The organism is Paenibacillus sp. NPDC056722 (assembly GCF_042790635.1).
Classification (GTDB): domain Bacteria; phylum Bacillota; class Bacilli; order Paenibacillales; family Paenibacillaceae; genus Paenibacillus_AQ; species Paenibacillus_AQ agri.
Genome location: NZ_JBHTYV010000002.1, coordinates 804,402 through 825,523, shown reverse-complemented (window position 1 = coordinate 825,523; position 21,122 = coordinate 804,402). Strand labels below are relative to the sequence as shown.

21 protein-coding genes and 1 riboswitch are annotated in these 21,122 nt (G+C 50.4%); of the genes, 14 read left to right on the top strand and 7 right to left on the bottom strand.

The annotated features are described in order from the left end of the window. Positions 1 to 63 precede the first annotated feature (63 nt). A complete protein-coding gene (lplA, locus tag ACFRAM_RS08040) occupies positions 64 to 1,065 on the bottom strand; it encodes a lipoate--protein ligase (protein ID WP_379465444.1) in 1,002 nt (333 codons plus the stop codon). A gap of 192 nt (positions 1,066 to 1,257) precedes the next feature. Here lplA and ACFRAM_RS08035 point away from each other — a divergent pair, with 192 nt between their 5' ends. From ACFRAM_RS08035 to ACFRAM_RS08015, 5 genes are all read left to right on the top strand, one after another. Further along, on the top strand, positions 1,258 to 2,049 hold the full coding sequence (locus ACFRAM_RS08035; protein ID WP_379465443.1) for an adenosylcobinamide amidohydrolase: 792 nt from the start codon (positions 1,258 to 1,260) through the stop codon (positions 2,047 to 2,049). Positions 2,050 to 2,153: 104 nt separating this feature from the next. After that, positions 2,154 to 3,605, top strand: a complete 1,452-nt coding sequence (locus tag ACFRAM_RS08030) for an aminotransferase-like domain-containing protein (RefSeq protein WP_379465442.1) — start codon at positions 2,154 to 2,156, stop codon at positions 3,603 to 3,605. Between the two features lie 13 nt (positions 3,606 to 3,618). Continuing rightward, positions 3,619 to 4,560, top strand: coding sequence for a D-alanine--D-alanine ligase (locus tag ACFRAM_RS08025; RefSeq protein WP_379465441.1), 942 nt, complete (start codon positions 3,619 to 3,621; stop codon positions 4,558 to 4,560). Beyond that, entirely contained in the window at positions 4,550 to 5,713 is a 1,164-nt protein-coding gene (locus ACFRAM_RS08020) for a pyridoxal phosphate-dependent aminotransferase (RefSeq protein ID WP_379465440.1), read from the top strand. The genes ACFRAM_RS08025 and ACFRAM_RS08020 overlap by 11 nt, the downstream gene beginning before the upstream one ends. A gap of 97 nt (positions 5,714 to 5,810) precedes the next feature. Further along, entirely contained in the window at positions 5,811 to 6,059 is a 249-nt protein-coding gene (locus ACFRAM_RS08015; protein ID WP_379465439.1) for a helix-hairpin-helix domain-containing protein, read from the top strand. Between the two features lie 86 nt (positions 6,060 to 6,145). On the opposite strand, the gene ACFRAM_RS08010 is transcribed toward ACFRAM_RS08015, so the two are convergent. Continuing rightward, complete coding sequence (locus tag ACFRAM_RS08010) at positions 6,146 to 7,837, bottom strand: methyl-accepting chemotaxis protein (RefSeq protein WP_379465438.1); 1,692 nt, start codon at positions 7,835 to 7,837, stop codon at positions 6,146 to 6,148. 349 nt (positions 7,838 to 8,186) lie between these two features. After that, positions 8,187 to 8,232, top strand: a riboswitch (PreQ1 riboswitch). Between the two features lie 10 nt (positions 8,233 to 8,242). Between ACFRAM_RS08010 and ACFRAM_RS08005 the strand changes: the two genes are divergently transcribed. Further along, positions 8,243 to 8,977, top strand: a complete 735-nt coding sequence (locus tag ACFRAM_RS08005; RefSeq protein ID WP_379465437.1) for a queuosine precursor transporter — start codon at positions 8,243 to 8,245, stop codon at positions 8,975 to 8,977. Between the two features lie 125 nt (positions 8,978 to 9,102). Here ACFRAM_RS08005 and ACFRAM_RS08000 read toward each other — a convergent pair whose 3' ends face one another. After that, positions 9,103 to 10,197, bottom strand: coding sequence for a M24 family metallopeptidase (locus tag ACFRAM_RS08000; protein ID WP_379465436.1), 1,095 nt, complete (start codon positions 10,195 to 10,197; stop codon positions 9,103 to 9,105). A 149-nt stretch (positions 10,198 to 10,346) separates the two neighbouring features. On the opposite strand from ACFRAM_RS08000, the gene ACFRAM_RS07995 reads away from it, so the two are divergent. Then, positions 10,347 to 11,189 (top strand): SDR family oxidoreductase, encoded by an 843-nt coding sequence (locus ACFRAM_RS07995; RefSeq protein ID WP_379465435.1) that lies wholly within the window; start codon positions 10,347 to 10,349, stop codon positions 11,187 to 11,189. A gap of 71 nt (positions 11,190 to 11,260) precedes the next feature. Next, complete coding sequence (locus ACFRAM_RS07990) at positions 11,261 to 11,764, top strand: GNAT family N-acetyltransferase (protein WP_379465434.1); 504 nt, start codon at positions 11,261 to 11,263, stop codon at positions 11,762 to 11,764. Positions 11,765 to 11,914: 150 nt separating this feature from the next. On the opposite strand, the gene ACFRAM_RS07985 is transcribed toward ACFRAM_RS07990, so the two are convergent. After that, on the bottom strand, positions 11,915 to 12,241 hold the full coding sequence (locus ACFRAM_RS07985) for a winged helix-turn-helix transcriptional regulator (RefSeq protein ID WP_066373172.1): 327 nt from the start codon (positions 12,239 to 12,241) through the stop codon (positions 11,915 to 11,917). Between the two features lie 89 nt (positions 12,242 to 12,330). Here ACFRAM_RS07985 and ACFRAM_RS07980 point away from each other — a divergent pair, with 89 nt between their 5' ends. The 5 genes from ACFRAM_RS07980 to ACFRAM_RS07960 all read left to right on the top strand — a co-directional run bounded on the left by ACFRAM_RS07980 (position 12,331) and on the right by ACFRAM_RS07960 (position 15,408). Continuing rightward, entirely contained in the window at positions 12,331 to 12,591 is a 261-nt protein-coding gene (locus tag ACFRAM_RS07980; protein ID WP_175370679.1) for a YqkE family protein, read from the top strand. Between the two features lie 155 nt (positions 12,592 to 12,746). After that, on the top strand, positions 12,747 to 13,424 hold the full coding sequence (locus ACFRAM_RS07975) for an HAD family hydrolase (protein ID WP_379465433.1): 678 nt from the start codon (positions 12,747 to 12,749) through the stop codon (positions 13,422 to 13,424). Between the two features lie 141 nt (positions 13,425 to 13,565). Beyond that, entirely contained in the window at positions 13,566 to 14,075 is a 510-nt protein-coding gene (locus tag ACFRAM_RS07970; RefSeq protein WP_379465432.1) for a metallophosphoesterase family protein, read from the top strand. 119 nt (positions 14,076 to 14,194) lie between these two features. Next, a complete protein-coding gene (locus ACFRAM_RS07965) occupies positions 14,195 to 14,677 on the top strand; it encodes a GNAT family N-acetyltransferase (protein ID WP_379465431.1) in 483 nt (160 codons plus the stop codon). 20 nt (positions 14,678 to 14,697) lie between these two features. Next, positions 14,698 to 15,408: an HAD family hydrolase gene (locus ACFRAM_RS07960; protein WP_379465429.1), complete on the top strand. Its 711-nt coding sequence runs from the start codon at positions 14,698 to 14,700 to the stop codon at positions 15,406 to 15,408. A 701-nt stretch (positions 15,409 to 16,109) separates the two neighbouring features. On the opposite strand, the gene ACFRAM_RS07955 is transcribed toward ACFRAM_RS07960, so the two are convergent. After that, positions 16,110 to 17,222 carry an FAD:protein FMN transferase gene (locus ACFRAM_RS07955; RefSeq protein ID WP_379465427.1) on the bottom strand — a complete coding sequence of 371 codons (1,113 nt, stop codon included), beginning with the start codon at positions 17,220 to 17,222 and terminating at the stop codon, positions 16,110 to 16,112. Between the two features lie 255 nt (positions 17,223 to 17,477). Next, entirely contained in the window at positions 17,478 to 18,410 is a 933-nt protein-coding gene (locus tag ACFRAM_RS07950; protein ID WP_379465425.1) for a glycosyltransferase family 2 protein, read from the bottom strand. Positions 18,411 to 18,613: 203 nt separating this feature from the next. Here ACFRAM_RS07950 and ACFRAM_RS07945 point away from each other — a divergent pair, with 203 nt between their 5' ends. After that, entirely contained in the window at positions 18,614 to 19,342 is a 729-nt protein-coding gene (locus ACFRAM_RS07945; RefSeq protein ID WP_379465423.1) for a DsbA family oxidoreductase, read from the top strand. A gap of 85 nt (positions 19,343 to 19,427) precedes the next feature. Here ACFRAM_RS07945 and ACFRAM_RS07940 read toward each other — a convergent pair whose 3' ends face one another. After that, positions 19,428 to 21,008: an oleate hydratase gene (locus ACFRAM_RS07940; protein WP_379465421.1), complete on the bottom strand. Its 1,581-nt coding sequence runs from the start codon at positions 21,006 to 21,008 to the stop codon at positions 19,428 to 19,430. Positions 21,009 to 21,122 lie beyond the last annotated feature (114 nt).

The window sequence follows — 21,122 nt, the reverse complement described above, 5'->3', positions numbered from 1 at the left end:
TAAGGCTCTTTCGCTGCGCGGTGCAGTGAGAGAGCCTTATGATTTGTTTTATAAGAAAGGAATCTATTCTTCCAGGAAAATCAGCCCGAAAAACTCCTCCGGTTCAATCCGTCCGAAGTAATGCTTCAAGTCCAGCTCTGCGAGCGCTTGTCTGACCTCGACCTGCTCGTAACGTTTGCCGCGAAGTGCATTCTCGACGTCCACCACATCGCCAGCACCGAAGAAGTCGCCGTAAATTTTAATATCCTTGATGTAGGAATCTTCAATATCCATCCGGATGTCAATGATTCCGGCAGGGAACTTGCGCGTGTGTTTAACGTTGCTTTTTGGTGACAACCCGTAGTTCCAATCCCAGTTCTGGTAGTGCTCTTTGGAAATTTCGTTGATCTTCACCCAGTCATCCATTTCGAGCTTGTACTGTGGCACCTCGGAAGGCTCCATTCCGAAGATCGAGCGCAGCAGACCGCTGCGGAACTCTTCAATCGTCATATCCGTCCCTAGCAGATCTTTAATGTTGGCTACACGGCTGCGGACTGACTTTGTACTTTTGGATTTGAACTTCTCCGGATTAACATTCAGCGAAGCTTGTACATCCTCCAAATTAAGGTCGAACATTAGAGTGCCGTGGCTGAACATCCGTCCGCGTGTGGAGAACTGGGCATTCCCGGAGATTTTTTGCTCCCCGACCTGCAGGTCGTTCCGCCCGCTGAGCTCGGCATTGACGCCCATGCTCCGCAAGTAGTCGATGACCGGCTGCGTGAACTTCAGGAAGTTAAGGAAAGACTCGCCGTCATCCTTAGTAATGAAGCTGAAATTAAGATTGCCGAGGTCATGATAGACCGCTCCGCCGCCAGATAAACGACGAACAACCTGGATGTTATTGTCCTTCACGTATTCCTGATTGATCTCTTCGATCGTATTTTGATGCTTGCCGATAATGATAGACGGACTGTTGATATAAAAGAGCAAATAGCTCTCGTCCATTGGCAAATGCTTGAGCGCATATTCTTCAATCGCGAGATTGATGGATGCATCCGTAATCCCCGTGTTATCGATAAAAAGCATGGCTTGTTCCTCCGTTGCAGCATGATTGAATACAGCCTTTATTTTAAACCAAAAGCAGGGATTTCACAAAAAAATTCCATAGCTGAATCCAATGAAATCCCTCCGGCGGGCTGAAACCATTTGACGGATTTCCGGCTCTGGCGTAATAATGAGGGCATTGGCTTACACGATGAAGGAAAGGGCGAGGAGAGCATGAGTGATACCACAGAAGCTAGAGTAATGAGTGAAGCAAGAGTAGGAACTGTCGCTAGTACAGTAAAGTCGCCTTTTATGAATGAAGAGAACACCACAAAATATACCTCTCTGGTCTTTCCAGGATTGACTCTGGAGCGGAAGGAAGACCATTTGCTGCTGGCATTCCCATCCGAGGTGGACGGACTGTCGAGTGCTGTATACGGCGGAGGCATGATTCGTCTGACACGGGCAGTGAACCTGTTCGTCAACCAGGACTATGAATGTAGTGATCCGGTACGGGATATGGAGAACAAGCTGCGGGAATGGGGTTATCCAGCAGCGGGCTGCGCAGGGCTGATGACCGCCGTTCCACTGGAGCTTGCTGCGATTGCTGAAGAAGATATCGGCTCTGCTGCGATCTTCTGCTGTGTAACGTCAGCAGCGGGCAATGCTGCTCGTGCCGGGGTAGTGCGCCCTGTGCTGAAGGCTTACAGGCCAGGTACGATCAACATCATGCTGGGCATTGACGGGCAGCTGTCGCCTGCCGCAATGGTTAATGCCGCGATGACAGCTGTTGAAGCTAAGGCGGCCGCTCTAGCCGATCTGGGGATTGTCGACAATGAGAACGGCCTGACAGCAACGGGTACACCAACAGATGCTATCGTACTGGGCGTGAGTCAGAGCAGACGATACCACGCTGAACATGTCTACGCTGGCACAGCTACTGATTTGGGTGGTGCGATCGGACGTCTGGTCTATGGAGCAGTTACGACTAGCCTGCAATCTATGCAGGCAAGGAAAGACGGATAAGAGTACTAGAACCGCTAAGAACCACGACTGGATGAAAAATCCGGGGCCGTGGTTCTTTTTTTACCCTGCTAAGTGTGCCATGATAGCTATGGGGGCGATGATGGATGTTTCAGGATTTCAAGCTCATTGCCGGACGACCGGTATATATACAAATCAAAGACTATATGAAGCACTTAATTATAAAAGGTGCGCTGCAAAGCGGCCAGAAGCTGCCGTCCACCCGTGAGATGGGTGTGCTGCTACAAGTTAGCCGTAACTCTGTAATCGCCGCGTATGAGGGGCTGGAGGACGATGGATTTGTCTACGCCGTTAAAGGGCAGGGCAACTATGTAGCCTCTACTGCACCTGGTACCGTTACTGTTTCTTCCCGCACAATGGACTGGAAGAAACATCTGAACGATCACGCCATGCTGGCTGAAGAACTGGATATTATGAAGCGCGGTATTCGCGCAGACAAAGGTACGATTTCTTTTACCAGCATCGCACCGGATGAGAGTCTGTTCGATCTGGACAATGTAAAGCGGGCCTTCATGGACCGTATGGCCGTAGAGGGGAATGTCCTGTTGAACTACGGCTACGCCAAGGGCTACAAACCGTTGATAGATTATTTGCACCAATATATGGAGCACAAAGGCGTGGATATGAAGGGCAAGGACATCCTGATCACCAATGGTTTCACGGAAGGCTTCAATATTGTGCTGTCTGCCCTGAACCGGAAGAGTGGCCAGGTCCTGACCGAGAATCCCACGCATCACACAGCGATCAAGAATCTCAAACTGCACGGCTTCGGGATCAAGGGCATTAGGGTGGAACGGGACGGCATTCACCTGGGTGAACTGGAGAAGGCATTAGATGAGGGAGAGTATGATTGTGCTTACTTCGTGCCTTCGTACCATAATCCGACCGGGATTGTCATGTCTCCTGAGAAAAGACAGGGCCTGATGAAGCTGATGGCGAGATACGATATTCCGGTAATTGAGGATGGTTTCAATGAAGAGCTGCGTTATTCGGGTTCACATGTATCGCCGCTGATTGCGACGGCTGGTGCAGGCAACAGTGTGATTTATCTTGGAAGCTTCTCCAAAGTGCTGTTTCCGGGGCTTCGGGTAGGCTGGGTGCTGGCCGATCAGGAACTGATCTATTATCTGGAGAGTCTTAAGCGGGCACAGACCATTCATACTTCTACTCTGGATCAGTCGATCCTCTATCAATATTTGTACAACGGCAATCTGGAGAAATATTTGAAAAAAGCCAGAGCGGAATATAAACGGAAATATGAACTGACCTTGGAATGCTGTAAGCAGCATGTTCCTTACCAAACGTTGACGGGCGACGGGGGAATGCATTTGTTCGTGGCATTTGCAGAGGGCTTTAGCACAAGAGCTTTGCTTGAGGCGTGCCGTGCGCAAGGGGTTATTTTTACGGCAGGCGAGATGTTCTATACCGGTGGCGGCGGGCAGCATACGATGCGGATCGGCTTCTCCCGCGTGGCGGATGAGGATATTGTCAAAGGAATCGAAATCATTGGAAGAACGGCGCGGCAATTAATGGGATGAAGGGGTGCTGGTGATGAAGGTTGGCGTGATTATGGGGGGCATTTCTTCTGAAATTGAGGTGTCGTTGAACACAGGCAGAGAAATGATGAATCATCTGGATCGTAATAAATATGAGGTGGTTCCGGTTGTATTCAATTCACGTGAGGAGCTTTTAGAGAAGGTCAAGGGGCTTGACGTTGCTCTGTTGGCGCTGCATGGCGCTTACGGGGAGGATGGAACGATACAAGGAACGCTGGAGACATTGGGCATACCGTATACGGGAAGTGGTGTGCTGGCAAGCAGCCTGTGCATGAATAAGGATCTGTCCAAAAAAATCCTCCGTTATGAGGGAGTCAACACACCCGACTGGTTGTGCTGGGACAGCATGGACGATTTTTCACCGGAAGCTGTGGAGCGTTTGGGCTATCCCGTGATGGTGAAGCCGAATTCAGGCGGTTCCAGCATCGGAATGGAAAAGGTGAACGATGAGCAGGGACTGCGAGGCGCGGTGCTGAAAGCTTTTACCAGTGACCCCGATCAGTCGATCCTGATTGAACGGTATACGGTGGGCCAGGAAATTACCTGCTCCATCCTGAACAGGGAATTTCTCCCCGTGATAGGCATTACTTCGGCGTCTTCGGAATGGTTCGATTATAGTGCCAAGTATGAGGTAGGTGGGGCGCAAGAGGTTGTGATCACCCTGCCGCCAGAGCTGGAGCAGTCGGTGCGCAGAGCAGCAATGACCTGTTACAAGGCGTTAAAATGCAGCGTGTATGCCCGGGTCGATATGCTTTTGATGGAAGGTGTGCCTTATGTACTGGAGGTTAATACCTTGCCTGGGATGACAATGACGAGTCTGCTTCCCAAAAGCGCAGCGGCAGCCGGACTGTCATTCAGCGCATTATTGGATCGTATTATCAGCTGTTCCCTGACGGAACGCAGCAAGAACAAGGGGGTGCCGGTACATGTTGAATAATTGGATAGCGCCTCGCGTACAGGACATCCCGCCTTCCGGAATACGGGCGTTCTTCGAACTCAGTGCCGGCAACGAGGATATTATCTCGCTGGGCGTAGGCGAACCGGATTTCGTTACCCCGGAGCACATCAGAGAAGCTTGCATGGTGGCGCTGAGCCAGGGAGCGACGAGATATACGCCGAATGCGGGCTTGCCTGAGCTAAGAGAGGAAATTGCTCATTATTTGCAAAATAACTTCAATCTCCGTTACGACCCTGCAAACGAAATAGTAGTCACTGTAGGCAGCAGCGAAGCTCTGGACCTGGCGCTGCGGGCGTTCACCGCTCCAGGAGACGAAATTCTTCTTCCTTCTCCCAGTTATATCGCTTACTCGCCGATTGCCTATCTTAACGGCGGTACATTGGTAGAGGTGGAATCGAAAGCGGAGGAAGGTTTCAAACTGACTGCCGAGGCGCTACAACGGGCAATTACCCCGCGTTCCAAGCTGCTGATGCTAAATTATCCGAACAACCCGACAGGAGCGATTATGACTGCTGAGGACTGGCAGCCGATTGCGGAGATCGTGAAGGCGAACAACCTGCTGGTCATCTCCGATGAAGTCTATGCCGAATTGACCTATGACCGGAAGCATGTTAGCATTGCCTCACTGCCGGGAATGCAGGAGCGGACCATTGTACTCAGCGGATTTTCAAAAGCATTCGCCATGACTGGCTGGAGAATTGGCTATGCCTGCGGCCATCGAGATCTGCTGGCAGCAATGCTGAAGATCCACCAATATACAGCCATGTGTGCCCCGGTGCTGGGACAGATTGCTGCAATTGAATCCCTGCGCCATGGCCTTGAGGCTATGAGCGAGATGAGAGAAGTGTACCGGCAGCGCCGGGAGCTGCTGGTGAACGGATTCCGGTCGATCGGAATGCCTTGCCACGTCCCGGAAGGCGCATTCTATGCTTTTCCAAGTATCGCGCACACCGGGCTTGATTCCGAGACGTTTGCGCTGCAGCTATTGAAAGAAGCCGGTGTTGCAGCCGTACCCGGATATGTATTTGGATCGGGAGGAGAGGGGCATATCCGCTGCTCTTACTCAGTATCCACAGAGCGGTTATATCAGGCGCTGGAGCGGATGGAGAGCTTCATGAAGGTGAAGATATAATTGTGTTATAGGACGGCTAATGGGTATGCCAGACAGGCGGCTGTGGGAAGTCTGGTAATATTAAGTGACTACTACTAATGATAGGGGTGTACCCTTTATGTCAAAAAATACACAAGCCAGCTCTGGCAAAGACGGGGCTGGCGAGCAGCCGGAGTCTGACTTTCCGTCCAGTCTGGCCAAGCCGGCACAGCGCGCGCTTGCCGGAGCGGGGTATACTCGGCTTGAGCAATTGAGCAAGCTTACCGAGAGGGGGCTTTTGCAGCTGCATGGCATGGGTCCCAAGGCGCTGGGCCAATTGCGTACGGCACTTGCTGAGAAAGGACTGTCGTTTGCGGAAGGTTCCTGAGACTGGCATTCCGGCCAAAAGATATATACAAGCAAGCCCCCGTCCATTATCGGACGGGGGCTTGTCACATTTTAAGAATACATAGGTTAGATCTTAAATTGCTGCACAGCTTGTTGCAGCTTTGTGGCTTGCTCGTGCAAATGCTGCACTGTACGGGAATGACCTTCAAGCTCGGCGCTTTGTCGCTCGGAATTCCGAGAAAGCGTATTGGCATTAGCCTGCGATTTTGCAGTAATCTGCGCAGTTTCTTCTACGGAGGCGCTGACTTCCTCACTTCCAGCCGAGATTTGCTGGGTAGCTGCCGACACAGACTGAATACTTTGGTCGATACTTTGAATGAGGATCAACAGATGACTGAATGCATTTCCAGCTTCTGCAACCTTTCCGACGCCGGAGGCTACTTCCGAGTTAACGTGGTTCATCTCTGTGACAGAGCGATTCATATCCTCCTGCAAACCAAGCAGGAATTCACGAATTTGGTCGGTAGCTGTCCGGGATTGCTCCGAGAGTTTACGTACCTCTCCGGCTACCACGGCAAAGCCGCGTCCATGCTCTCCGGCCCGTGCCGCTTCAATCGACGCATTGAGGGAGAGCATTTGAATCTGCTTCGTGATTTCTGTAATGCCCTGCACCACTGCGCCGATTTGGAGGGAGCGTTCATTCATAATCTGGAACTGACCCAATGACTGCTCGGAAGCCCGTTCGACCTGGCGCATTTGTTCAACGGCTATTTGGGCAATTTCATTCCCGCCAAGCGCTTCGGCTGAGGCTTCGCTAATCTGTTCCGTAACTTCTCCTGCTGCGGAGGCGATATGCTGGATGCTGTAATTAATCTCTTCCATGGCCCGCGAGTTATCCTTCGCGCTGTGGGCAATGGATGTACTGCCTCTGTCAATCTCGATGACGGACTGGGCGGACTGTTCGGCCATGCCGTTCAGGACCTTCACGCGCTCTTTGAGGTCATTGGAATCTTCGACAACCGTACCGGAAGTCTCCAGAACCTGGCCGATCATTTCTTTGAGGCGATTGGACATAGTCTGAAAGCTTTCGGAGAGCTGTCCAACTTCATCGGTGCCTTTTATAGTCAACTCCTGGGTGAAATCACCCTGTGCAAGTTTATTACTATACGTTGCGAGCTGTGTTATAGGACGTGTTATCCGCCGGCTCATAAGCAGGGCACCGGTCATGCCGATGATAAGGACCACCAAGGTGATTCCTGCACTAGTCCAGAGGATGCTGCTCATTCTTTCTGTGATAAAGGCTACATCAGAGCTTACGCCGACAACCATCGAACTGCCTTTAATAGCGATGTAAGCTGTTTTATGTACACCGTAATCGTCATTATAGATATCGCTGAGCGTCGTTTTTTGGTTCTGGAAGGCCTGTTCCATAGCCGGAGTCACCTGCAGGGTGTCTCCTGTCTTAATCTTGGAGCCATGATCAGCGGCAAGTACGGTAGCTTGACCGTCGTTCAGACTCGCCAAAAAGATCGTCTCTACATCATGTTGGTTGCGTTTGTCCTTGAAGTAGTATTCGATATTGGTAATTGACTGCTCATTCTTGCCTAGCGCCCGCTGGGCATGGGTAGAATTGATGTTCTTGTATACATCCTGGACAGCTCCCGTCAGTAACTTGTTGATCTGCGGCAGTACATAGCTCTCGAACGTATTAGTCGATATGAAATAAAAGCTTACACTTAACAAAAGAGACGCGAGCAACAGGACGACAAATAACAAGCGCGTGAATTTACGGCTAATCGAGTGCTTGAAACGAAACATAGGGTTCTCTCCTTTTCTCTGATATGCCTTTCTATCCCAAGCCTGATGCCTTTTTATGTATGGATAGCTACGATAACTCCGTGAGTAGGGTCGTATATCAGGTTAATACTATCGCTCTGGTGGGATAAACACACATAGTTGATAACTATTTTATATAATTAACCTGCGGTTGAATAGTGAAAAATTTGATTTTCACTGTATTATTTTCTGAAAAAAGATAAAAAAAGTGTCGAAACTTCTAACAATGAATAGAATTGGGTGGAAGAAAGAGGATTCGTACAAAAAATCAAAATATTCTGGTATCTTTGGTTCTGTTATGGTAGAGTGTTTATGTTTTGTTCCGGAATCCGGAACCGCGGTTCGTAACCATCCCGCGTAAACAAAACTAGGAGGAGTTATAAGAAGATGTTTAATTTATGGTGGGGGATTCTCTTTGTCCTCGTCAATTTTGTGTTTTTTCTGCTGTGCTACCGATTATTCGGCAAAAAAGGGATGTATGCCTGGGTAGGAGTCGCCACCGTAATTGCCAATATTCAGGTCTCCAAAACCATTTCCATGCCACCAGGCATTGTCATGACTCTTGGCAACACCATGTACGTGACGCTGTATATGGCGAGTGATCTGCTCAACGAGAAGTATGGGCGGGTCGAAGCACGGACAGCGGTATGGTTTGGCTTTTTCACCCTGATTACGACGACGGTGATCATGCAGATGGCGCTGGCGTTCACGCCGCAGGAGAGTGATATCGCCCAGTCTTCACTGGAGACGATCTTCGCAATGATGCCACGGCTTGCACTGGGCAGCTTGGTAGCTTACTTCGTCAGTCAATTCCTGGATGTACGGCTGTATTCTTGGATTCGCAAGTATTATGGCAGTTCGCGCCAGCTCTGGATTCGCACCAACGGCAGCACGATGGTGAGTTCCTTTGTGGATACGCTGATCTTCTGTACGATTGCTTTTGCCGGCATTTACGACTTGAAGGTATGGACAGAGATACTACTGACCACTTATATTATCAAATTCTTGCTCACTGCAGCAGGGACACCGGTATTGTATATCGCCCGCACGTTTACTTTTGCGGAGGATAAACCGAATATGCCACTCCCGGAGGCTTCCGATACGAAGGCGACTACCGCCTAGAAGATCCAGGAGATCTTATAGAGCAAGTTACAGTATTTAAAAAACAGCACGTCCCCGCATATGGAGACGTGCTGTTTTCAATATGCGCCCAATTTTCTTTGGTCAAGGGCGATTGGAAACTCTCTCTATAGATGAAGCACAGTCAGAGCTTTAGGGAAGCTGGTCAGTGTCTGCGCACCGTTTTCACTGACGAAGACATCATCTTCAATGCGCACACCACCTACGCCCGGCACATAAATGCCCGGTTCCACGGTAAAGACATTGCCCACTTCAATGATGTCTTCATTGAGGCCGTGCAGTGAAGGATATTCATGGACATCTATGCCGAGGCCATGGCCGACACGATGCACGAAGTACTCCCCGTACCCGGCAGCTTCAATGACTTCACGCGCGGCGCGATCCACTGAACCAAAGGTTGCTCCTGGTATAGCAGCGGCAATCCCCGCTTCATTGGCTGCGAGTACGGCATTATAGATGCCGGTCAGCTTGCTGTCCGCCTCTTCCACGGCAAAGGTGCGTGTGATATCAGAAGCGTAGCCTGCAGCATATAGCCCGAGGTCGAACATCAGGAAGTCCCCGGGCTCAATGATCCGGCTACCCGGCTCGCCGTGCGGGAGGGCAGTGTTCGGTCCCGAGAGCACCAGGGTGTCGAAGGCTGGGCCGGAAGCGCCAAGCTTCTTCATTAAATACTCCAGCTCTGCTACCAGTTCAATTTCGCTGACACCGGCCTTGACATGCTTCAGGCCACGGCGCAGCACTTCTTCCACCAGCTCTGCGGCGTGTTTCATGGCAGCGACTTCTTCCGGCGTCTTTTTCGCGCGCATACTCCGCAAGAGATGGCCGATATCGCTGAAGCGCTCTGCCGGAACAGCTGCTGCAAGCTGCTCGAATCGGGAGACGGTGAAATGCTCTTTCTCGATACCGACCGCTCCGAGCTTCTTGCCTTGCAGACGCTGGCGCAGCAGGTCATACGGATTATCGGTGTCGCTGTGGGTGGAGATATTCTTCACGGAAGAGGCAGCATGAGCTGCTTCAGCATCAAGGGCCGGGACGATCAGAACGGGCTCTTCGCCACGGACCAGAAGTAGTCCGAGAAAACGTTCATGCGGATTACTTGCGAATCCGGTCAGATAGTAGACATGCTTGGGATCGGTGATGAGCAGAGCGTCCAGTCCTTCGCTGGTCAGCCCTTGCTCCAGGCTTTTCAATACATTGCTCATATTCAATAGTTCCCCTCTCGGTTTTGCGAAGGCATGCTTTCTCCCGTCCGCAAAATGATGTACCATTATATTAAGACAATCGCCCGCAAAAAACCAGAACAGGGGACCGGCCGCGTCTGCCGAATCCAGCCTAAGAGGAGTGAACCCGTATGAAAGGTAAGGTTGTAATCATCACCGGTGCCAATGCCGGTATGGGATTGGCTACAACAGTTGAACTTGCCCGCAAGGGTGCCAGGGTCATCATGGCTTGCCGCAGTCATAAGCGCGGGGAAGAGGCGTTAGTGGCCGCCAGACAGCAGAGTGGATCGGAAGAGATTGAATTGATGCTGCTGGATCTATCCTCGCTGGACAGCATTCGTAATTTCGCACAGGAATTCGCCGCTCGTTATTCTGTATTGGATGTCCTGATCAACAACGCCGGGGTAGTCAGCACGAAGCGCCAGTTGACGGCTGATGGGTTTGAGATGGACCTTGGCGTTAACCATCTGGGACATTTTCTGCTGACCAACCTGCTGCTGGAGCGACTCCAAGCGGCAGAGCAGGGACGGATCGTCGTGGTTGCTTCCGGTGCCTACAAAATCGGATCAATGCATTATGAGGACCCGACATTGTCGCGGGGCTTCAATCTGGCGAAGGCTTACGCCCGCTCCAAGCTTGCGAATATCCTCTTCACCCGGGAGATGGCCTCGCGCTTGCAGGGAACGCGGATTACTGTCAATTCGGTACATCCCGGAGCAGTGGGTACGAGCATTGGGGTGAACCGGGAGACCGGCTTTGGAAGCACAGTGATGAAGCTGATGTCTTATTTCTTCCTAACCCCGGAGCAAGGTGCGGACACCGCCCTTTATCTGGCTACAGCCCCGGAATTGCGTCAGGTTACGGGAGAGTATTATTACCGCCGTAAGATTAAGGAGCTGTCGCCGAGGGCGACGGACTCCGCGGAAGCTAAGCGGCTCTGGCAGTGGAGTGAAGAACAGGTCGGCTTGTCCTGACCGATTTCAGTAATAGTAAGAACCAAGCGCCAACCATGGCAGACAATGTATTATACTGGAGGAATGAAGATATGGATTGGCAGAACTACACGATTGAAGATGCCGAGCTCAACGATTTAGCGGAAATTGTGAATATCTATAACTCAACAGTTGCTGGACGAATGGTGACTGCCGATCTGGAGCCTGTACGCGTAGAGGAGCGGGAACGTTGGTTCCACGAGCATAACAGCCATCATCGCCCGCTGTGGGTACTAAGGAATAACGGCGAGATCGCGGCCTGGTTCAGCTTCCAGTCGTTCTATGGACGTCCGGCTTACAATGGGACTGCCGAGATCAGTGTGTATGTAAGTGAGAAGTACCGGGGAAGTGGCGCAGGCAGCATTCTGCTGACCCGGGCGCTGGAGACGGCTCCGGCCCTTGGGCTCAAGAATCTCGTAGGCTTCGTGTTTGGTCATAATGAGCCTAGTCTGGGTCTATTGCGGAAGTTCGGGTTTACGGAGTGGGGACTGCTGCCCGGGGTAGCCGAAATGGACGGTATTGCACGTGATCTAGTGATTATCGGCCGCAAGCTGTAATCTTGGGAGCACCATACCCCGCTCTAGGCCAAATGCTAAAAGGGAAACCGGCGTTCTCCGGTTTCCCTGCGTCACAGTATTATTTCGGTCTCCATCCTACGAAACGTGATTGCGTAGGGTCCAGTGAAGCTCTCTATAGTTAGACAGGAATCAGGATTGGCATTCTCCAGGCTCTATCCAGTCCTCGGACCATTGCTGCAGGTCCCGAATGACCGATTCAAGCGCCCGACCTTTTTCCGTTAAAGAATATTGAATTCTTACAGGGGTCTCGGGAAAAACTTCCCGCAGAACAATACCTTCCTGTTCCAAATCCTTGAGCCGCTCCGAGAGCAGTCTTCCGCTGACGGGGAGCGATGCTTCGATAGTGCTGAAACGCTGTGGTCCATGAAGAAGCTGATAGATGATCAGGCCGGTCCAGCGCTTGCCCATAATATCCATGCTTTTTTGTAACCGGGGACATAAATCTGTGGCTTTCATAAGGCTCACCTCTTATAGTACATTATAAACGAAAAGTCCCGTTACTAAAACAAATTTGAATTAAACGTAGGCTGAAAGGATGATTCATCGTGGCAAAAAAGAAAAGAACTCAAACGCCTCCCCGCGCTGCCGCAGCGGACAGTCCGGCTACATTGAAAGACCTGCTAAGCAGCGATGTGCTGAGCAAGCTGAAAGCGCAGGCAGATGAACTGAAGGCTGAAGAAAAACAGCGTCAGGAAGCAGCCCGTCAAGCGGTAGAAGACCAGCGGAAAGCGGAGCAGAAGCGGCTGGATAATGATTTTGCCCATCTGCTGGAGAACAGTAAACAAGATTGGCACAAATTCAAATAAACGGCTAAATGCCCAGGAAAGGACACTCGAATGAGTGTCCTTTTTGTGTGTGATGAAAGAGGGAGCGGGGAGAGGGCAGGCTGTGGTACTTTTTTCACAGGAATCTTCGGAATTCAAGTTATTCGCAGGCAGCAGGTAGATTGGGGGGCCATGAAGTGTCGATTAAGATCATTAGTTTGGATATGTTTCAAACGCTGGTGAATCTGGATAGGAGTACCATGGGAATGTGGAGTGCGATTTTAGGCGATGACTGCAGTGAGGATCAGGCGAATAGTTATCAAGCCTGGTTATTAGAGCATTATTATGAGATTGCTGGGCAGATGAGGGACGAGGGGCAGTTCCTCCTGACCAAAGAGATATACAGGCAGTGCTTTACACGACTCTTCGCCACGCATAATATCCGATTCGCGCCGGAGCAAGCGCTGGATATACTCGTCCGGGAGCATAAGCAGGCAGAACTATATGAAGAGACAGGAGACTTTATCCGGTATATTCTTGGGAAATATCAGGTTTGCATTGTAAGTGATACGGATCAGGATATGCTGCCTGTTTTTTATACCCGCTATCCTATTCGCCTGTTCGCTTCGGAAACGTATAAATCGTATAAAAATGACCATTCTAACAGACTGTTTCAGCAATTGACCGCACATTATAATGTGCAGCCAGCGGAAATAATTCATATTGGCGATACCGCCTCTGACGTTCTGGGGGCGAAACGCGCCGGAATCCAGGCTTGTTGGCTGAATAGGCTCTCCGCTCCCTGGACGCTGGGCAATCATACTGATCCGGATTTTATTATCCAAAATTTAAACGACGCCAGAGCCTTCTTGTAGAATCGTAGAATATCCAAAAGACTCTAAGGCGATACAGAGCGCGAGGCCGGTGGAATAACTGCCACAAACTTGCGTCTGTGGAGTGCAGATTATACAATAATCAGAATTAGTAGGATTCCTGAAAAGAATGGAGCTGAGGACATGAAAGTAGGCGTTGTATCCGATACACACATGACCAGAATGGCCAAAGCGTTGCCACAGGCCCTTATAGCAGAGTTCCGCAAGGTGGATATGATCCTGCATCTCGGGGATTGGGTTGCGCTGGAGATTTACGATATGCTGGCCGAGTTGGCTCCGGTGGAAGGGATTGCCGGGAATAATGATGGTCCGGAAATTATAGAACGTTTCGGTGAACGGAAGATTATCACGTTGGAGGGAGTCCGCATCGGCATGATCCATGGACATACCCCATACTCCCGCAAAGGAACCGATGGCAACGCGCTGCTCGCTTTTGCAGAGGAAGAAGTGGACTGCATCCTGTTTGGCCATTCACATCAACCGCTATTGCGCAGAGAAAATGGTATTTTGTTATTCAATCCTGGCTCACCAACGGACAAGCGGCGAGAGAAGCAGTACTCCTTCGGGCTGCTGGATATTGAAGATGGCAAGATAGCCGACGCCCGTCATATCTTTTATGACTCCAAGGAATAAGAATAGCAACAGCGATGAGGTAAAGATCCAAATTTTGCAGCAATCTATCCATGGGCTATTCGGCAGCCAGATATTACAATTACAGTAAAAAGGCTGTAGCCGGAAAGCAGGGGTATGTGATGCAGAAGAATGATGTGCAGAAAATCGTAATTAGGCAAGCTGATTTGGAAGACTTGGAGCTGCTCTCTCCGTTATTTGATGAATATCGGGTGTTCTACAGACAGGCATCCGATCTGGACGGGGCACGGGCGTTCCTGGAGGAACGACTGCGGCTTAAAGAGTCTGTTATTTTGCTGGCAGTGGAAGAAGCAGGGGATCAGCGCCGAGCGGCTGGCTACACACAGCTGTATCCGTCCTTCTCGTCGGTGTCACTGCAGCGGCTTTGGATCTTGAACGACCTGTACGTGAATGAAAAATTCCGGGGTATCGGTATAGGGTCTAGGCTGCTAGAGTCGGCGCGTGAGTATGCAATGAGAACGGGAAGCAAGGGTTTGACGTTAACGACCGCTACAGACAATAATGTGGCGCAGCATTTATATGAATCGAACGGCTACATCAGGGACGAGGACTTTTATACGTATGATCTTTTTTTCCAAAAGTAAATAGAGCAAGGAGACTTAATGTGGAGAAGAGCAAGAAATTAGCGGTATTTTTTGATCTGGATGATACGCTGTATGACCATCTGGTTCCCTTCCGGGAAGCGGTGAAGGAGGTCTTGAAGCCTGCGGGAGAGAACTTGGACTTTGCAGATTTATTCTTTAAGGTAAGGCATCACAGCGATCTGCTGTGGCCTAAGTATCTACGTGGGGAAATTCCGCTGGAAGAGACGCGGGTCATGCGGATGGAGCGGGCTTTTGCAGATTTCGGGTTGACGCTTGATCGTGCACAGGCAGCAGAAGTGCAGGCAGCGTACATCGGCCGTCAGTACAAAATCGAAATGATTCAAGGGGTGCGGCAGCAACTGGACCGCTTTATCAACGCAGGTCACACGGTAGGTGTGATTACGAATGGTCCGGCAGATCACCAGATGAAAAAGATTGTAGGTCTTGGTGTGGATCGCATCCTGCCTGCGGACCGGATTTTTATCTCCGATGCCGTCGGGATTGCTAAGCCGGACCCGGAGATATTCGCCTATGTGAACCGCAAAACCGGGACGACAGCAGAGCAGTCACTGTATATTGGGGATGCTTGGGACAACGATGTTGTCGGTGCGCTGGGAGCCGGGTGGAAAGTATGCTGGTACAATCCACACGGAAGAGAGCCGCGTTCAGCGCATAAGCCGACGCACACGTTCAGTAATTATGAAGAATTTGCCGGGCTGCCGATCCTATAGTATTGCGCGGGGTTCTGGTTTAGTGAGATTCCCCGTTAGCTTAAAACGTTCCCGTGGTTTGGAGTACACTCGGTGGTCAGCTCAAAAGTGATGCTCGAAGGAAATAGGGATGATCCAATTTATGCACAAATTATAAAACAAAGGACCTCTGAACTCCACGATTCGTGGAGGATGAGGTCCTTTTCACAGTCTTATAATTGCACGGAAATTCAATTCTGAATGATACTAGAGCATAGATCCCGGAGTAGAACAAATTAAGGGCAAATCTGTACCTTAATTTGGAGGAATGGAGTGGTTCTGGGCAATTAAAGGCAAAAATGTATGTTAAAATTCATCAATGGCCCCTTATCTGGTCCTTTCTTGAAAATTAAGGTACATAATTGCACTTAATTCGCAAATGAGGATAGATTTTTTAAATATAAGATACAAGTATGCACTTAATTCCCACTCACCTGTTCCTTCTAGTCGCTGTCCTGTTCACACTATGCTCCACATGCGACGTTTGACGTTCGACGCTCTACATTTGACGCTCGTCAATCGACGCTTGGAGTTCACCGCACCACATAGGACGTTCCGCAATCTACGCGCTCTGCACTCGACGCTCTACATTAACGTTCCGCAATCTACGACCTTGCATTCGACGCGTCCCGCGCTCAAAGCTCATTCAAAGCCTGCCCTCAAAGCTCCACATTTCTGCACACTTAATTAGCAAGAGTGTAGGTAGTGTCTGTCAGGTTCAGTCTGCCTTTGATACCGGACGTGGCATAGATCTTGTTGTCATCGGTAATGAAGAACGCTTCGATCTTCTCTGGCAGCGCCTCGATGAATTTCATGCCTTCGTCCAGACCCATCAGGAAGATCCCGGTTGACAATGCATCTGCATCCATTGCGTTAGGGCTCATGATTGTGATGCTCTTAAGCCCGTTCTGGGACGGGAAGCCTGTGCGCGGGTCGAGAATATGATGATAACGGACACCATCCTGGATGAAAAAGCGCTCGTATACACCGGAAGCATCAATGACCTCGTCCTCAATCTTGATCGTACCTAGTTGTGTTCCACGGCTCTGGTCAGGGTCCTGCAGGCCGATGTTCCACTTCGCACCGCCCGGCTTGGAGCCCAAAGCAATAATGCTGCTGCCGCCGAGGTTGATCATGGCACTCTCTATGCCTTGTTCTTTCAAATAGTCAGCGATACGGTCTGCGGCGTACCCTTTTCCGATCGCCCCTAGGTCAAGTACCATACCTTCTTTGGTCAGCTTGACAGTCTTCGCATTCTCGTCAATGATAACGTCTTTATAATTGGTCAGGCTTGCAGCCTTCGCGATAGCGTCTTTGTCCGGCACCTTCTTGCCGCCACTACCAATATTCCAGAGGTCAACCAATGGCCCAATGGTAGGATCGAACAGTCCGTCCATTTCCTTGGCATATTTAAGGGATTCCTTGATAATATCCAGCGTTTCGTCAGAGACAACAACAGCTTCTTTGCCCGCTGCCTGGTTCACGGCATAGATCTCGCCGCCTTCCTTAGTTCGGCTGAATTCCAAATCCATACGTTCCATCATCTGGTGGATATCGTCCATATTCTTCTGCGCGATCTTGTCTCCGAAAATCTTGATGTTCACGACCGTATCATAAATGTAAAATGTCTGCGACAGGGATTTCGTTCCGTTTTCTTCTACAATCTTGGAACCTTGTCCGTCCGGAGAGGTCGCGGATTCTTTGTTTTTGCCCCCGGTGAATAGCCAGATCCCGCCTGCTAAGGCAACAACAACGATGAGTGCAAGGATCAGCGTCAATTTTTTGTTTTTAAACATGTTCCACCATCCATAAAGTTAGTTTCTTAAACCACATCATGACTATCATACCGCAGATAAGAAGCCCCGGGAACCCATTTCTCCAGTCGGGCGACAATAAGCATACTCCAGAGAAAGGCCTGCGAATAGTAAATTTGTCTCACTTCAGAACAAAAACACCTTCCCTGAAAAGAGAAGATGCGTTGGTAAGTAATAGTGGTATTCATGTCGGTGTAATGCATATTGTGATAGTGTAAATCCATATGAACTCTGGCTTTAGTTCATCATATACTCCTTGTACTTATTCTTACGGGGATTTAATACGAAGAGGATGCCCTGGATATAACCGGAAACAGCACTCGTGTTGCGTTTTAGCGTTGATTTCCCTGTTAAATAGGTAAGTGTCCAGAGCAGGGCAGCGTAAGCGGTTAGCGGAGCTTGGCGCAGGTTCAGCAGATAATAATGATTGACCGCGGTCGCTCTGGCAACGCGTCCTGCTTTGTCGCGGGAGCTGGGGGATTCGTGATGCATAATTTTCATCTGGGGGTTGATGACTAGTTTGCCGTAGCGGCTGGCCAAATGACACATATAGATATCATCAGCTACTGCATAGCTGGTCATCCAGGGGTAGGGCTTCATATCCTTTAGGGCAGATCGTCGGAAGGACATATTGCAGCCGTGAAAAAAATCGGTCTCAAACGTCTCCTTCGTTTCTCCCCATAGAAGCAGGGAGCCAGCGAGCGTGCTCGCGGATAGCTTGCCCGGTGAGCCTGACATTTGGCAGGTCAGTCGGCCGAGCAGCTTGCCCGAAGGACTGCTGGACAGCCCCTTGGCGATACCGCCAACGCCGACGATGCCAGGATCAGTTGCATAGGTATCCAGCATACGGCGGATATACAGGGGATCGTCCAGTTCGGCATCATCATCGAACGTTAAGAGGATGTCGCCGTCGGCGAGACTCACCGCTTCATAGCGTGAGAGCCAGACGCCTGGTTTGGTCTTCCGATAATATCGGAGCTTCGTCTGCGGCAGCCCAGCAAGTATGTTGCGGAACTGCTCCAGGGTCTCCTCCGGTATGTCCCCGTCATCCATAATGAGCAGCTCTATAGAGATGTCCTCTAGCTGAACTTGTCCAGCAATAGATTCAAGACATCGCGTGAGGTCACTTATCCGGTTGCGCGTTGGAATCACGATAGATAAATCATGCATGCCGCTGTCTCCTTCCAGGGGGAGCGCTCCCCGCTATTCATCCGAAATTTCCGTTATCCCCATTCTACTCCCCGTCGAAGAAGAGCGTATATACCACTTTCGTTTACTTTTTTCAGAAAAAACCTAAGTTTGTATTTTCAAGTCTTCAACTATATAATAGTAAGTGACTTAATAGGTGAAGGATTATTTGGGAGGTTATGACGATGAGAATAGATATTTGGTCTGATTATGCATGTCCGTTTTGTTATATAGGCAAAAGAAGACTTGAGCACGCACTGAGCCAGTTTGCAGGCCGCGATAAAGTGGAGGTGGTCTACCGCAGCTTCCAGCTGGATCCCCATGCTAAATCTGACGGCGATGTGACCATCCACGAGATGCTGGCTAAGAAATACAACATGACATTGGAGAAAGCTAAAGCAATGAATGCACAGCTGACGGAGCAGGCCCAGGGTGTGGGATTGGATTTCCGTTTTGATACTATGGTGCATACGAACACGTTCGACGGTCATCGTTTGAGCCACTATGCAGCCAAGCACGGAAAAGCTGCCGAGATGACCGAACGTTTGCTGCGCGCCTATTTCACGGATTCTCTGAATCTGGGTGATCGGGGTGTACTTGCCAAGCTGGCCGAAGAAGTGGGGCTGGATGCGGCGGACGCTGCGGCGATGCTGGCATCTGATGCGTACAGCGCCGAAGTTCATGCCGATATCGAAGAGGGTGCCCGCTTGAATATTACCGGTGTGCCGTTCTTTGTCTTCAACAATAAGTATGCTGTATCAGGTGCACAGCCTGGACCGGTCTTCTCAGAGGTGCTGGACACTGTTTGGGCAGAAGAGCAGGAAGCTCCGGCGCTGCAGGTTGTGGGCCAACCCAAAGGCCAAGGTCAAACGGCTGGCGATGACAGTTGTGTAGACGGCTCCTGTAGTCTGTAATCTGTTGTTCTGAACTTAAAAAGGCGAAAGAGAAGGGAATCCCTTGCTCTTTCGCCTTTTTGGCATATGAATATCATCTAGGCCATTATCTGAAAGAAGTGATAAAGCTTGAGAACAGGCTTCGTACATCGTACTGATACTGGGTGATCGGTTCAATTGGGCGGTTGATGCCCAGCAGCGTGTATACGGCGATTCTGGCGGCTCTCACAGAGTATTCTTCAGTGAAAACAACATCGTCTGCAATTTCGCAATACTGTCCAATAAAGGCCAGATTCGTGGAGCCTTCAGGCACCACCTGCGGTCTGTCGCTGTGCAGTCTCGGCATAAATTGGGACGTGATATAAGGCATCATACACGGGATACAGTTGGCGGTGGCCATAATTTCTTCCCGGTGTGCTTCAAAGTGAAGATGACCGATCAATTCCTCCATGATCTCTTCCCCGGTACAGTCACACATTCTCTTCTTCACGAAGTCGCCGACTTTGTCCGGGAACAAGCCATAACCCCAGAATACCCGGACATGCTCTGGCTGGTTGCGGAAGTGGGGCTGGAAGGCCAGCACAACCGACATAAGCCAACTGGACTCCTTAAAGGTGACCAGGGCGCCGGTACCGGCACGGTTACGCGTGAATTTCTCCATAAGATCGAAGAACTTGGTGTCCTTGAAGGTGACTGTGAAGGATTCCCATTTCGAACCGTCCACATGATCTGCGAAAGAAGAAGGGTTACCGAGTCCCGGCTTCTTGGCCGCGATATTCTCCCATAGCTTCCAGGAGCTGCCCTTGCCGTTCAGACTTGGCGCTTCCGTCATAGAGCCGAGGCTGGAGCCTTCGGTCATGGAGCCGTTGGTGATGATGACGAGATCGCCTTCTTTTACATCGATCACATCCGCTACACCTTGGCGCAGCACATTCATCCGGGTTACAGTGATGCCGTCGCCGTCCTTGAACTCCAGGTCAGTTACGGTACATTTCAGGGTAAAGTCTACACCGAAGCCTTCGAGATATTTATGCATTGGCAAAATAATAGAGTCGTATTGGTTATACGGCGTACGGGTTACGCCCTCCAGGGTCTGAATTCTCGGGAACTCGTGGATGAAGCGTACCATGTATCGCTTGAATTCAACCGCACTGTGCCACGGCTGAAAGGCGAAGGTGGTTGCCCACATGAACCAGAAATTCGTTGTGAAAAAATGAGGGCCGAACAGGTCGTTGATCCGCGCTTTGCCCAGCTTCTCCTCTGGTGTGATGATTAGCTTGCCTAGTGTCAAGCGGTCAGCCATGTCGAAGCCCATCGACAGAACATCTTCTACCTCGCCTCGGCTATTGACCAATCTGGCATTGGAATGAGTCGGGTTGGCCATGTCGAAGGCCATAATCTCATCCCGTACTGACAGGCCCGGCCGGTCGATGGATGGGATCGATGTCAGCAGTTCCCACGTGTTCTCATAAGTTTCATCGTTGAGCATCCGCCCGCCGCGGATTACATAGCCATTCTCTTCGTCGCCGGCCCCGTCGTTGCTACCGCCTAGAATTTTCATTTCTTCAATGATATGAATGTTCTGACCGGGAAAGTCACAGTCTCTGACCAGGTAAGATGCGCCGGCCAGGGACGCAATGCCTCCACCTACAAAATAGACCTGTTTATCACTGTATTCTTCTCTCACAACTATCGCCTCCAAAGGGTTGCTGTAATCACACCCCTAATGTAATACAAGGCGTGAGGCGTGAGTATAATCAAAACCTTGGAAGTGTCGGGATTTTGGTCACTTGAGGGAAAG